Consider the following 13,496-nt stretch of genomic DNA (forward strand, 5'->3'; position numbering starts at 1 on the left):
AACCGGTGCCGAAGCTGCTCCGCAGCCGCGCGCAGCGCGGCCGGCTTCCCTGATTTCCATCACGTCCCCACGCAGATGGCGTCCTTGAAGCGCACACGGTACCGCAGCCGCGCGCGATTCCCATGTGCGCCCCGTCGCGGTCTCGCGGGCGACGGACGGTTGACTTGGCCCCGTCCCGTCCCCAACTATTACCGGCGACGACGCGGCATCCGGCCGCGTCCGCGACAGAAGGTGGCCCGCGCCAACCCGCCGGCCGAGCGTGCGACATGGACACTACCCGCGCCCATCGCTGACCCCGCGCAGGCCCCGCTCACGCAGGCGCCCTCGCGGCGCTTTTTTCTTGTCCGAAGCACCGGATTCCCCGATTTTCCCGCAGCGGCGGCGTCATCCGCGACCGCGCTCCCGCCCCGACTATCCGGCTGGGGCGCGATGCTCCACGCCGCCCCTGTGAGCCAGATTTCCAAGCCTACGAAGCCATGATCGCCATTACCCTTCCCGACGGCAGCCGCCGCGAATTCGACCACCCCGTTTCGGTCATGGAGGTCGCCGCCTCGATCGGCGCCGGCCTGGCCAAGGCCACCGTCGCCGGCGAAGTCGACGGCAAGCTGGTCGATGCCAGCGACCGCATCGACCACGACGCCAAGCTGCGCATCATCACCCCCAAGGACCCCGAGGGCGTCGAGATCATCCGCCACTCCTGCGCCCACCTGGTCGGCCACGCGGTCAAGCAGCTGTACCCGACCGCGAAGATGGTGATCGGCCCGGTGATCGACGAGGGCTTTTATTACGACATCTGGTACGAGCGCCCGTTCACTCCGGACGACCTGGCCGCGATCGAGAAGCGCATGGTCGAGCTGATCGACAAGGACTACGACGTGATCAAGAAGGTCACGCCGCGCGACGAGGTGATCGCGGTGTTCGCCTCGCGCGGCGAGGACTACAAGCTGCGCCTGGTCGAGGACATGCCCGACGAGAAGGCGATGGGCCTGTACTACCACGAGGAATACGTCGACATGTGCCGCGGCCCGCACGTGCCGAACACGCGTTTCCTCAAGGCCTTCAAGCTGACCCGCATCTCCGGCGCGTACTGGCGCGGCGACTCCAAGAACGAGCAGCTGCAGCGCGTCTACGGCACCGCCTGGGCCGACAAGAAGCAGCTGTCCGCCTACATCCAGCGCATCGAGGAAGCCGAGAAGCGCGACCACCGCAAGATCGGCAAGCAGCAGGACCTGTTCCACCTGCAGGAAGAGGCGCCGGGCCTGGTGTTCTGGCACCCCAAGGGCTGGTCGATCTGGCAGGTGGTCGAGCAGTACATGCGCCGGGTCTACCGCGACAGCGGCTATGGCGAAGTGCGTTGCCCGCAGATCCTGGACGTGTCGCTGTGGCAGAAGTCCGGCCACTGGGACAACTACAAGGAGAACATGTTCTTCACCGAGTCGGAGAAGCGCACCTACGCGGTCAAGCCGATGAACTGCCCGGGCCATGTGCAGGTGTTCAACCAGGGCCTGCACAGCTATCGCGACCTGCCGATCCGCTACGGCGAGTTCGGCTCCTGCCATCGCAACGAGCCTTCCGGCGCGTTGCACGGCATCTTGCGCGTGCGCGGTTTCACCCAGGACGACGGCCACATCTTCTGCCTGGAAGACCAGATCGAGTCCGAGGTCACCGCCTTCCACCGCCAGGCCCTGGCGGTCTACGCCGACTTCGGCTTCGAAGACATCCAGATCAAGATCGCCCTGCGCCCCGAGTCGCGCCTGGGCGACGACGCCACCTGGGACAAGGCCGAGGCCGCGCTGCGCAGCGCCCTGTCGGCCTGCGGGGTGGAGTGGCAGGAGCTGCCGGGCGAGGGCGCCTTCTACGGCCCCAAGATCGAGTACCACCTCAAAGACGCGATCGGCCGCACCTGGCAGTTGGGCACCATGCAGGTCGACTTCATGATGCCGGGCCGGCTCGGCGCCGAGTACGTGGACGAGAACAGCCAGCGCCGCACCCCGGTCATGCTGCACCGGGCCATCGTCGGCTCGATGGAGCGCTTCATCGGCATCCTGATCGAGCACCACGCCGGCCAGTTCCCGGCCTGGCTGGCCCCGGTCCAGGCGGTGGCGATGAACATCACCGACGCCCAGGGCGATTATGTGGAGGACGTCCGGAAACTCCTTGCAAATCAAGGGTTCCGGGTTGAGGCCGATTTGCGGAACGAAAAAATCGGCTATAAGATTCGCGAGCACACGCTGCAGCGCGTGCCGTACCTGCTCGTGGCCGGCGACCGCGAGAAGGAAAATGGCATGATCGCGGTGCGGACGCGGGGTGGGGAAGACCTGGGGACGATGACCGTCGCCGAGTTCGCCTCGCGTTTGAAGGCCGAGAAGGCCGGCTAAAGCCGCGCGCAGCCCGTATACCCCGTCCCGGCACGAGCCCGGGACGGCCTGAGCCACCTTGGAGATCCAACAATCAGTACCCCCGAGAAGCCGAATCGAAAGAACCAGGAAATCCGCGTACCGCGCGTGCGCGTGATCGGCAGCGATGGCGAGATGATCGGCGTGCTCACGCGCGACGAAGCCCTGCGCATGGCCGAAGAGGAAGACCTGGATCTGGTCGAAATCCAGCCGAATGCCGATCCGCCGGTCTGCAAGATCATGGATTTCGGCAAATTCCGCTTCGAGCAGCAGAAAAAGGCCAACGAGGCCAAGAAGAAGCAGAAGCAGGTCGAGATCAAGGAGCTCAAGTTCCGTCCCGTCACCGACGAGGGCGACTACCAGATCAAGCTGCGCAACATGCGCCGCTTCCTGGAAGAGGGCGACAAGGTCAAGGTCAACATCCGTTTCCGCGGCCGCGAAATGAGCCACCAGGAGCTCGGTCGCGAGATGGCGGCGCGGATCGAGGCCGACCTGGGCGAGGACATCGTGGTCGAATCGCGTCCGCGCCTGGAAGGGCGGCAGATGGTCATGATGATCGCCCCGAAGAAGAAGCAGTAAGCGCCCGGCCCCGGTGCGGGGCGGGCCCGCGCGCCGCCGGGGCGACCCGGCGGGCGGCGCCAATCGACTGATTTCCTTCGAAATATTTGCAAGCCCGGCGCCCAGGCCGCATACTATGCGGCCCGGTTCGCCGGGTTTGTTGTATGCAAGTTCACGGACCTGTCGTGGATTCGTTTCAGATCAACGACTTACAAGCCGGCAAGGGCAGGACGGAAAGAGTGGCCGGGCGCGTCAGCGCCGCAAGCCACCGCCCAGGCCAGTGACATAAACCTCCGAAAGGACATCGCAATGCCCAAGATCAAGACCAATCGGGCGGCGGCCAAGCGCTTCCGGAAGACCGCTTCCGGCAAGTACAAGTGCGGCCACGCCAACAAGAGCCACATCCTCACCAAGAAGGCGACCAAGCGGAAGCGCAACCTGCGGCAGACGAACCATGTTCGCGCCGAGGACGCCGGCCGTCTGGACCGCATGCTTCCGTATTTGTGAGGAGACTGAAAAATGGCACGAGTTAAGCGTGGTGTTACGGCGCGTCGCCGTCACAAGAAAATCCTGAAGCAGGCCAAGGGCTACTACAACGCCCGCCGCAAGGTCTTCCGCGTCGCCAAGCAGGCGGTGACGAAGGCCCTGCAGTACGCCTACATCGGTCGTAAGCAGAAGAAGCGCAATTTCCGTTCGCTGTGGATCACCCGCATCAACGCGGCGGCCCGCATCAACGGCCTGAGCTACAGCCGTTTCATCAACGGCCTGCTGAAGGCCGGCATCACCCTCGACCGTAAGGTGCTGGCGGACATCGCCGTGCACGACGCGAAGGGTTTTGCGGCGCTGGCGGAAAAGGCGAAGAGCGCGCTCGCGGCTTAAGGCGGATCCCTCCGCAAGAGCCCGCACCTGCGCGTGCGGACTTTTCACGGGGAACCTAAGGCATGGGGAAGGGCGCAAGTCCTTCCCCATTGTCGTTTCTGGGCCCGGCGAACCGGGCGGTTCGAGGAGCGGGCGATGAAGGGATGCGCAGGACGCGGTCTGCGGACGCTGGCGTTGCTGGGGTGGGCGTGGGGTGCGATGGCGGCGTCGGCGCGGGAGACCGGTGCGGGCGAGACCGCGACACTGGAGCGCTACGCCGCGGTGATGCTCGCCAGGGGCCGCAACGAGCAGTGCAAGGTGCTGGACGAATCGCGCACCGGCCAGTTCGACGACGACGTCATGGCGATCACCAAGCAGTTGCAGAAGCGGGTTCCGGCCCAGCGACTGCTCGGCGTGGTGCTCAACGCGACGGTCGCGACCGAAGCTCCGGAATCGGCGGCGGGCTGCGACGAGGCGACCAGACGATCGGTCGAAGCGGGCAGCGAAGAGGCGAGGGCCTGGGCGGAACAGCTTCGCCGGGGCCGATCGCGAGGCAATTCAACGCAAGGCAAGTGAAAGGAAACCTGAGCACATGGCGCAGATCGAGCAACTGACGCAGCACGCGCTGGCCGACATCGCGGCGGCCGATTCTCCCGACGCCATCGAAGCGCTGCGCGTGGCCCTGCTCGGCAAGTCCGGCAGCGTCACCGCCCAGCTCAAGCAGCTCGGCGCGCTGCCGGCCGAGGAGCGCAAGGCCGCCGGCGAGGCGATCAACAAGGCCCGCGACGCGCTGACCGAAGCGCTGGCTCAGCGCAAGAGCGCCCTCGACGCTGCCGCGCTGGACGCGCGCCTGGCCGCCGAAACCATCGACGTGACCCTGCCCGGCATCGACGCGGAGCGCGGCGGCCTGCACCCGGTCAGCCGGACCATGGAACGCATGGCCGACATCTTCGGCCGGCTCGGCTTCGAACTGGCCGACGGCCCGGAGATCGAGGACGACTGGCACAACTTCGAAGCGCTGAACTTCCCCCCGCACCACCCGGCGCGGGCGATGCACGACACCTTCTACTTCGCGCCCGACGGCGCCGGCGTGGCGCGCCTGCTGCGCACCCACACCTCGGGCATGCAAGTGCGCTACATGCTGCAGAACAAGCCGCCGCTGCGCATGATCGCGCTGGGCAAGGTGTACCGCAGCGACAGCGACCAGACCCACACGCCGATGTTCCACCAGTGCGAAGGCCTGCTGATCGACGAGCATTCCAGCTTCGCCGACCTCAAGGGCACCCTGGCCGAATTCGTGCGCGCCTTCTTCGAGCGCGATTTCGAGATGCGCTTCCGCCCCAGCTACTTCCCCTTCACCGAACCCTCGGCCGAAGTCGACATCGCCTGGCAGCAGGCCGACGGCAGCACCCGCTGGCTGGAAGTGCTGGGCTGCGGCATGGTCCATCCGAACGTGCTGCGCAATGTGGGCATCGATCCGGAGCGTTACACCGGCTATGCCTTCGGCATGGGCGTGGAGCGCCTGACCATGCTGCGCTACGGCGTCGACGACCTGCGCAGCTTCTTCGAGAACGACGTGCGGTTCCTCAGGCAGTTCGCCTGAGGCGGGGAGTCGGGATTGGGGATTCGGGATTCGCACAGCGGATCCGTCCCTTTCCCGAGTCCTGCTCTGCAAATCCCGAATCCCGAATCCCAAATCCCGGCTCCCCATGAAATTCAGCGAAAACTGGCTGCGCCAGCACGTCCCGACCTCCGTTTCGCGCGAGCAGCTCGCCGCGACGCTGACCGCGATCGGGCTGGAAGTCGAAGAAGTCGTCGCGCTCGGCGAGTCCCTGCAGGGCGTGGTCGTGGCGCGCATCGTTTCCGCCGAGCGGCACCCCGAGGCCGACCGCCTGCAGATCTGCCAGGTCGAGACCGGGCAAGGCACGGTGCAGATCGTCTGCGGCGCGCCGAACGCGCGCGCCGGGCTGATCGCGCCGCTGGCCACGGTCGGCGCGCAGTTGCCGGGCGGAATCGCGATCAAGGCGGCCAAGCTGCGCGGGGTCGAGTCCTTCGGCATGTTGTGTTCGGCCAAGGAACTGGGCGTCGACCCGGATGCCTCCGGCCTGCTCGAACTGCCGGCCGACGCGCCGGTCGGCACGCCGCTGGCGCAGTACCTGGGCCTGCCGGACGCCAGCATCGAAATCAAGCTGACCCCTAACCGCGCCGACTGCTTCAGCGTGCGCGGCATCGCCTACGACGTCGCCGCCGCCACCGGCGCCAGCGTCGCAGCGCTGGACATCGCCGCGGTGCCGGCCGTCAGCGCCGAGACCCTGGCGGTCGAGCTCGATGCCGGCGCCGATGCGCCGCGCTACTGCGGCCGGGTCATCGAAGGCGTCGACGCGAGCGCGCCGACTCCGGTATGGATGGCCGAACGCCTGCGCCGCAGCGGCGTGCGTCCGGTCTCGCTGCTGGTCGACGTCACCCAGTACGTGATGCTCGAGATCGGTCAGCCCATGCACGCCTTCGACCGCGACACCTTGCAGGGCCCGGTCGGCGTGCGCCGCGCCCGCGCCGGCGAGGCGACCAAGTTGCTCAACGGCCAGGACGTGACGCTGGACGAACAGTTCCTGGCGATCGTCGACGGCCGCGGCGCCGCGCAGCGGGTGGTCGCGCTCGGCGGCATCATGGGCGGCTACGACACCCGCGTCACCGACGCCACCCGCAACGTGTTCCTCGAGGCCGCGCACTTCGCCCCGGCGGCGATCATCGGCCGCGGCCGCAAGCTCGGCCTGCACACCGACGCCGGCCATCGCTTCGAGCGCGGCGTCGATCCGGAACTGCCGCGCACCGCGGTCGAGTACGCGACCCGGCTGATCCTCGACATCGCCGGCGGCGTGCCCGGCCCGGTGGTCGAATCGGCCCTGCCGGACCACCTGCCGCAGCCGCATCCGGTCGCGCTGCGCCGCGCCCGCCTGGCGCGAGTGCTGGGGCTGACCGTCGCCGACGCCGAGGTCGAACGCATCCTCGGCGCGCTCGGCCTCAAGCTCGAGCGCAGCGAGGACGGCTGGCGGGTGACTCCGCCGAGCCGCCGCTTCGACATCGCGATCGAAGAGGACCTGATCGAAGAGATCGCCCGCATCCACGGCTACGACAAGATCCCGACCACCTTGCCGGGCGGCGCCGCGCGCCTGATCGCGCCCAGCGAGGGCCGGGTCGACGCGGTCACCGTGCGCCGCCAACTGGCCGCGCGCGACTGCCTGGAGGCGATCAACTACGCCTTCGTCGACGCCGCCTGGCTGAGCCTGTGGCAGGCCGAGGCCGGCGCGGTGCCGCTGGCCAACCCGCTCAGCGCCGAGCTCGGGATCATGCGCACCTCGCTGCTGCCCGGCCTGGTCGCCGCGTTGGCACGCAATGCCGCGCGCCAGCAGGGGCGGGTGCGGCTGTTCGAACTCGGCAACGTGTTCCATGCCGGCGACGCTGCGGCGGCGCCGGTCGAGACCCAGCGCGTCGCCGTCGCGGTCTGCGGCACCGCCAGCGCCGAGCAATGGGCGGTGCCGGCGCGCGCGGTCGGTTTCCACGACCTGCGCGGCGACCTGGACAGCCTGGCTGCCTGCGCCGGCGCGAGCCTGGAGTACCGTCCGAGCCGGCCAGCCTGGGCCCACCCGGGCCGCTCGGCCGACGTGTGGCGGGTCGACGGCGGGCAAGAGCGCCGCCTGGGCTGGATCGGCCAGCTGCACCCGCGCCTGCAGCGTGCCCTGGACCTGGACCAGGACGTGATCGCGTTCGAGCTCGACCTGGCCCCGCTGAGCGAGCGCGCCCTGCCGCGCGCCGGCGGCCTGTCGCGCTTCCCCTCGGTGCGCCGCGACCGCGCGTTCATCGTCGCCGACAGCGTCTCCTGGGGCGCTGTTCAGGCGACCGTGCGGGCGGCCGCCGGCCCCAGCCTGCGGGAATTGGTCCTGTTCGACCGTTACCAGGGCAAGGGCGTGGAAACCGGATTCAAGAGTCTCGCTATGGGCTTGATTCTGCAGGATGAATCGCGCACCCTGACCGATCGGGAGGTCGATGCGGTGGTGGCCGAAGTCACCGCGGCGGTCGAGCGCGAACACGGCGCGAAACTGCGCGCCTGAGCGATTGGATCGGCGTCCCGCCCCGGGCGTTGCGCAGAGGACACAATGGCACTTACCAAAGCGGAAATGGCGGAGCGGTTGTTCGACGAAGTCGGACTGAACAAGCGCGAGGCCAAGGAATTCGTCGACGCGTTCTTCGACGCGTTGCGCGAAGCGCTGGAGCAGGGCCGCCAGGTCAAACTGTCGGGCTTCGGCAATTTCGATCTGCGTCGCAAAAACCAGCGGCCGGGGCGCAATCCGAAGACCGGCGAAGAGATCCCGATTTCGGCGCGGACGGTGGTGACCTTCCGTCCGGGCCAGAAGCTGAAGGAACGCGTCGAAGCGTACAGCGGAGGGGAGCATGCTTGATCCGGGCAGCAATCGCGAACTGCCGCCGATTCCGGCGAAGCGCTACTTCACCATCGGCGAGGTCAGCGAGCTGTGCGACGTCAAGCCGCATGTACTGCGTTACTGGGAAACCGAATTCCCCACCCTCAACCCGGTCAAGCGTCGCGGCAACCGCCGCTACTACCAGCGCCACGAAGTGCTGATGGTGCGGCAGATTCGCGGCCTGCTGTACGAACAGGGCTACACCATCGGCGGCGCGCGCCTGCGCCTGGAAGGCGAGGCGGCCAAGGACGAGTCGGCGCTGAGCTCGCAGATCGTCAAGCAGGTGCGGATGGAGCTGGAAGAGGTGCTGCAGCTGCTGCGGCGCTGAAGCGCCGGGAATCGGGATTTGGGATTTGGGATTGGCAGAGCGGGGCCGTGGCGCTTCGACTCATCCCGAATCCCCAATCCCACCGCTTTACGGCTATACTTGCCGCCCCGCTCGCCACGAGCGGTACATCGCAACACACGTCGGGGCGTAGCGCAGCCTGGTAGCGCATCTGCCTGGGGGGCAGAGGGTCGTCGGTTCGAATCCGGCCGTCCCGACCATTCGATGTTGCGGAACACAGGGGCCATGCCAGTCGCTCGAAAATGAGCCGGCTCGCGCAGGCGGGCCTGATCCCGAAGCGGCGGCATCGCGCCCCGGAGCCTCGCCATATCTTTCCTGTCTTGTTCGAACGGCCTCGCGCGTGCATCGCCGAAGCCTGGTTGCCGCGTGGCGCCCCGGGGAAATCAGAGCGGCCCCGCGCTCAGGCTCCGCACGATTCGCGCACGATCAGTTCGACCGGCAGGCGTTCGGAATGGGGCTTTTTGCCTTCATGCGCCAACAAGGCCTTCGCGACCAGCAATCGGCCCGCTTTGACCGGGTCCTGGCGGAGGGTGGTGAGCGAAGGGTGGGTATAGGCAGAAATTTCGATGTCGTCGTAGCCGACCACGGCGACGTCGTCCGGCACCCGCAGGCCGTGTTTGGCCAGTGAGCGCATGGCGCCGATGGCCAGCATGTCGCTGGCTGCCACGATCCCGTCCAGCGCAGTGCCGCGCTGGAGCAGGGTGTCGACGGCCTCGGCGGCGACATCGGGGCGCAGGCTGGAGCGCAGGTGCAGATCGGGAATCGGCTTGAGCGAAGCGCGCTCCAGGGCGGCCAGGTAGCCCTGGTGGCGTTGGCTCAGCTCCATGGTCTGCAGGCCGCCCAGGAAGGCGATGCGTCTTCTGCCCAGGCGCAACAAATGCTCGGTGGCGCGCTGGCCGCCTCTGAGGTTGTCCGAGCCGACGCAGCAATAGGACTGATCCTCCAGTTCGGCGCCCCAGACCACGAACGGGAATCCGTCGCGCGCCAACTGGTTCAGCATCGGGTGCAGTTGCTGCTGGCCAAGAACGATCATCACTTCCGAACCGTTGGACTCGAGCAGTTCGTTGAATGAGCGGGCATCGGCCGGCACGGAGTGACTGACCGAGAAGTCCAGGCCGCGTTCGCGCATCGCCTTGGCGATGCCGCCCAGCAGGCCGAGGCTGAAAGGATTGATCGGTTCGGTCGGCAGTTCGTTCGATGGCGCCATGACCACCTTGAGCGGGGCCGCGCCGGGGCGGGGCATCGCGCGCGACCGGCGTCGGCCCGGCGTGTTGTAGCGGGCGTTCTCGGCCAGGCCGAGGATCAACTGGCGGGTGTCGGCATTGACCCGCGCGCCGCCGTTTAGGGCCCGCGATACCGTGGAAATCGACACGCCCGCCTGCTTGGCGATGTCTTCGAGCCGAAGTTTCCTTTGCCGCTGCTTCGCGTCGTCTGGCTGGGTCAAGGCAGGGACCTCCGAAGCGAGGGCGCCGGTGCGGGGCGATGACGAGCGTTCGGCGGCGTTGCCCGCCACCGCCGGCCGATGCGCCCGAAATCCCAGGCGCAGGCGTCACCGGCCGGCCGAATGTGTGCGTTTTCCCTAGCCGCTTCGCCGTTGCCGAAGCGCCGGCACCGCCGGTTCGCGCAAGTTCGTTGTGCGGATGCAGCAATACCCGTCGGTACCACCGGGCATCGAACAGGGCCTGCCGTCCGCGCGGGCGAGGGCATCGTCCTCGACCGCCGGGGCGACTGTCGGTGCGGGTCGGGCGCTGCCCGGCGATGCCATCGGACGGGTGTGCAGTGTTCGCCGGGGCCTGCGAAACGGGCGCCGCCTCGCTCCAAGCGATTGATCGGGCTGGGGAAGCGCTGATGCACGCCGAGGCTCCTGCAACGTCTGGTCGGGGCGAAGTGCGAGGGATGCCGGGTCGAGTCTGGACTGTTTCCGATGCAATTGCATGGAGTTTGCAGGGCACGACGGCCGTTGCAACAAATGTGACAACAGTTTGAGCAAACTATCATGCAAAAACACATTAATTTGCAGCAATTGCAAGTCACAAATCAGCTGGCCTAGTGTCCGCCGCCGGGAGCGCTGCCCTGTCGGCAGCAGGAGGCAACACCGATGAGCGAGACACCGAAGCGGGCGCCACTGACGTCCGCCTGCCTGTTGGTCATCGCATTGATGAGCCAACGGGCCAATGCCCAAGCGCCGTCCGCCGACTCCGTCGCGCCGCAGGCGCCCGAGCCGGCTCCGACTCAGGCAGTGACCGATCTCGATCGGATCCAGGTAGTCGGCATCCGCGGCAGTCTGGAGCGCTCTTCGGACCGCAAGCGCGACGAAAAATCGATCACCGACACCATCAGCGCCGAGGATGTCGGCAAATTTCCCGACGCCAACATCGCAGACGCGCTGCAGCGCGTCACCGGCGTGCAGATCGGGCGAACCACCGGTGGCGAAGGGCGCTTTGTCTCGATTCGCGGTCTGAACAGCCAGTTCAATCTGACGACGTTCAACGGCCGCGTGCTCGCTACCGACAACGCCGGGCGGGATTTCAGCTTCGACGTGATGCCCGCGGAAGTCCTGAATCGGGTCACGGTGTACAAGTCGCCCACCGCATCGCAACCGGACGGCAGCATCGGCGGCCTGGTCGAATTGTCGACCTTCGATCCCTTGTCGCGGCCCGGCCGGCACTTCAGCGGCTCGGTCAGCGCCCTCCACGACGATGCTTCGTCGTCGACCACGCCGCGGCTGGGCTTCATCGGCAGCGATACCTTCCGGGACAACACCGTCGGCGTGTTCGGCGGGTTGTACTACTACAAGCGCAAGTGGCGTTCCGATACGTTCGAAAGCTTCGCGCGCAGCACCGAGACCACCGACGCCAACGGCGACGGCGTCCGCAGCGATCAGGCCGACGGTCGCGGCGCCTTCCCCGGCATCATCTCCTATCAGGTCAAGACCGGCGACCGCGAGCGGCTGAGCTGGGTGGGCGGATTGACCTGGCGGCCGAACGACCGCCTGAAGACCACGCTGGACGCGTTTTATTCGCGCTACGAGACGCCCGAGACCAACTACTCGTACAACGTCAACTTCTACAGCAACGACGGCTGGGGGCGCTTCGCCAACGCGACCCTGGCGCCGTGGAACGGCGGGGGCGTCAACCGCCACTTGATCACGTCCTTCGATCTGGACGATACGCCGCTCGAAATCGGTACCGACAGCAAAGAGCGCAGCGTCGATCTGTACCAGGTCGGCTGGAACACCCGGTTCCAAGCGACCGACAAGCTCGCGGCCACGTTCGACCTCGCCTACTCGGTCGCGGACCGGCCGAACTCAGGCAAGGACTACTTCACGGTCGCCGGGGTCAATGGCGGCCGTTATCGCTACCAGGCGGCCAGCCCGGTGCCGAGCGTCACCTGCGTCTTGCCGGACGGCCGCAGCTGCCTGGACGTGAGCAACGACGAAATCGGCCTGCATTTCATGGAGCAGAAGGGCGAGTCGACTCGCGACGAAGCCATTTCGGCGCGCGCGGACTTCGACTACGTGACCTACCTGGGCGACGTCATGGCGACGCTGGAGGGCGGGTTGTTCTACGCCAATCGGGAAAAGGACAAGAAATTCTTCGCGTCCCCCAGCGGTTGCGGCTACTGCGGCTTCGGCGACACGCTGGGAGAGGCCGGCGTGCGCGCGACGACGGCCTTTCCCGACGGCGGATATCGCGCGGGCCTGGTCGGCGGCCGCAATCGCTGGCCGGCGCTGGACGCCGCGGCCCTGTTCCAGGCGGCGGTCAAGCTGCGCGGGCAGGAATACTTCGATTCGACTATCGCCGCCAAGCTGCGCGAACGCGCTTCGTCGTCGATCGAGGAGGATCAGTACGGCGGCTATGTGCAGGCGAACTTCAGCGGCGACCGCTGGGACGGCAATGTCGGCTTGCGCTACGTCCGCACCGACATGACCTCCAAGGGGCACAGCCAGGAGCTGTTGGCCCTGGAACCGATTCCGAACAGCACCAACTACCGGCCGACCTTCTCCGACGTGCATCCGGTCAGCGTCGATCACAACTACGACGATTGGCTGCCGTCGGCCAATTTCACTTATCGCTTCAACGACAACCTGCAACTGCGCGCAGCCGCGTCGCGGGCGATTACCCGGCCGACGTTCACCCAACTCGGCGTGGATGTGAACTACGAGATCAACAGCTATCCGCCCCGGGTCACCCGGAACGGCAACCCGGAGTTGGAGGCGATCCGTTCCGATGCGTTCGATCTGTCGCTGGAGTGGTATGGCGACGAGGGCGCGGCCGCGTCGGTGGCCCTGTTCCACAAGCGGATCGACGGCTTCGTCACCATGGGGCTGTTCCCGGAAACGATCCTGGGCCAGACTTTCCAGGTGACCGCGCCGCTGAACGGAGATACCGCCCAGTTGACCGGGCTGGAGGCGGCCTACCAGTACATGCACCCCAGCGGCTTTGGCGGTCAGATCAATTACACCTATGTGGACAGCACCGCCGACGTCACCGTCAACGGCGTGCGCAAAACCACGACGCTGGACGGCGTGTCCAGGAATACGCTCAACCTGCAGGCGATCTACGAAAAAGGGCCGATCGCCGCGCGCCTGTCCTATTCGTATCGGGACAAGTACGTTTCCTGCGCGGTCTGCGGCCCCGTCAACACGCCGGCCACCACGGCCGCTTCGGGATTCCTGGACCTCAGCGCAAGCTACGCCTTCAACGACAAGGTCACCGGCTTCTTGCAGGTCTACAACTTGACCGAGGAAGTGCAGCATACCTACGCCTTGGACGAACGTTTCACCACCTTCTACGAACCGTTCGCCCGCCGTTTCGAACTCGGGGTTCGGGTGAGCTTCTGATCGATTCACGGAGCCGA

General features: G+C 67.0%; 11 protein-coding genes and 1 tRNA gene. 11 read left to right on the plus strand and 1 reads right to left on the minus strand.

Going from position 1 to position 13,496, the window contains the following annotated elements:
• The first annotated feature begins 476 nt into the window (after nucleotides 1-476).
• The 10 genes from thrS to TX83_RS13025 all read left to right on the plus strand — a co-directional run bounded on the left by thrS (nucleotide 477) and on the right by TX83_RS13025 (nucleotide 8,836).
• Nucleotides 477-2,378: a threonine--tRNA ligase gene (gene thrS, locus TX83_RS12980; protein ID WP_064748376.1), complete on the plus strand. Its 1,902-nt coding sequence runs from the start codon at nucleotides 477-479 to the stop codon at nucleotides 2,376-2,378.
• 72 nt (nucleotides 2,379-2,450) lie between these two features.
• Nucleotides 2,451-2,975, plus strand: a complete 525-nt coding sequence (gene infC, locus TX83_RS12985) for a translation initiation factor IF-3 (protein WP_075575150.1) — start codon at nucleotides 2,451-2,453, stop codon at nucleotides 2,973-2,975.
• Nucleotides 2,976-3,263: 288 nt separating this feature from the next.
• On the plus strand, nucleotides 3,264-3,461 hold the full coding sequence (gene rpmI, locus TX83_RS12990; RefSeq protein ID WP_027083463.1) for a 50S ribosomal protein L35: 198 nt from the start codon (nucleotides 3,264-3,266) through the stop codon (nucleotides 3,459-3,461).
• Nucleotides 3,462-3,473: 12 nt separating this feature from the next.
• Complete coding sequence (gene rplT, locus TX83_RS12995; RefSeq protein ID WP_064748377.1) at nucleotides 3,474-3,833, plus strand: 50S ribosomal protein L20; 360 nt, start codon at nucleotides 3,474-3,476, stop codon at nucleotides 3,831-3,833.
• 135 nt (nucleotides 3,834-3,968) lie between these two features.
• Nucleotides 3,969-4,388 carry a hypothetical protein gene (locus TX83_RS13000; RefSeq protein WP_141233497.1) on the plus strand — a complete coding sequence of 140 codons (420 nt, stop codon included), beginning with the start codon at nucleotides 3,969-3,971 and terminating at the stop codon, nucleotides 4,386-4,388.
• 16 nt (nucleotides 4,389-4,404) lie between these two features.
• The gene (gene pheS / locus TX83_RS13005; RefSeq protein WP_064748379.1) at nucleotides 4,405-5,415 is read left to right on the plus strand and encodes a phenylalanine--tRNA ligase subunit alpha; all 1,011 of its coding nucleotides are present in this window, start codon (nucleotides 4,405-4,407) and stop codon (nucleotides 5,413-5,415) included.
• A 106-nt stretch (nucleotides 5,416-5,521) separates the two neighbouring features.
• A complete protein-coding gene (gene pheT / locus TX83_RS13010) occupies nucleotides 5,522-7,921 on the plus strand; it encodes a phenylalanine--tRNA ligase subunit beta (RefSeq protein WP_064748380.1) in 2,400 nt (799 codons plus the stop codon).
• 45 nt (nucleotides 7,922-7,966) lie between these two features.
• Nucleotides 7,967-8,269, plus strand: coding sequence for an integration host factor subunit alpha (locus TX83_RS13015; RefSeq protein ID WP_031370383.1), 303 nt, complete (start codon nucleotides 7,967-7,969; stop codon nucleotides 8,267-8,269).
• Nucleotides 8,262-8,618 (plus strand): MerR family transcriptional regulator, encoded by a 357-nt coding sequence (locus TX83_RS13020; protein ID WP_057948383.1) that lies wholly within the window; start codon nucleotides 8,262-8,264, stop codon nucleotides 8,616-8,618. The genes TX83_RS13015 and TX83_RS13020 overlap by 8 nt, the downstream gene beginning before the upstream one ends.
• Nucleotides 8,619-8,759: 141 nt before the next feature.
• Nucleotides 8,760-8,836 (plus strand) — tRNA-Pro (locus TX83_RS13025).
• A gap of 200 nt (nucleotides 8,837-9,036) precedes the next feature.
• On the opposite strand, the gene TX83_RS13030 is transcribed toward TX83_RS13025, so the two are convergent.
• Entirely contained in the window at nucleotides 9,037-10,149 is a 1,113-nt protein-coding gene (locus TX83_RS13030) for a LacI family DNA-binding transcriptional regulator (RefSeq protein WP_064748381.1), read from the minus strand.
• Nucleotides 10,150-10,875: 726 nt separating this feature from the next.
• Between TX83_RS13030 and TX83_RS13035 the strand changes: the two genes are divergently transcribed.
• Nucleotides 10,876-13,479 carry a TonB-dependent receptor gene (locus TX83_RS13035; protein WP_186442593.1) on the plus strand — a complete coding sequence of 868 codons (2,604 nt, stop codon included), beginning with the start codon at nucleotides 10,876-10,878 and terminating at the stop codon, nucleotides 13,477-13,479.
• Nucleotides 13,480-13,496: the final 17 nt, after the last annotated feature.

Source organism: Lysobacter antibioticus HS124, from assembly GCF_000336385.2.
GTDB lineage: Bacteria > Pseudomonadota > Gammaproteobacteria > Xanthomonadales > Xanthomonadaceae > Lysobacter > Lysobacter firmicutimachus.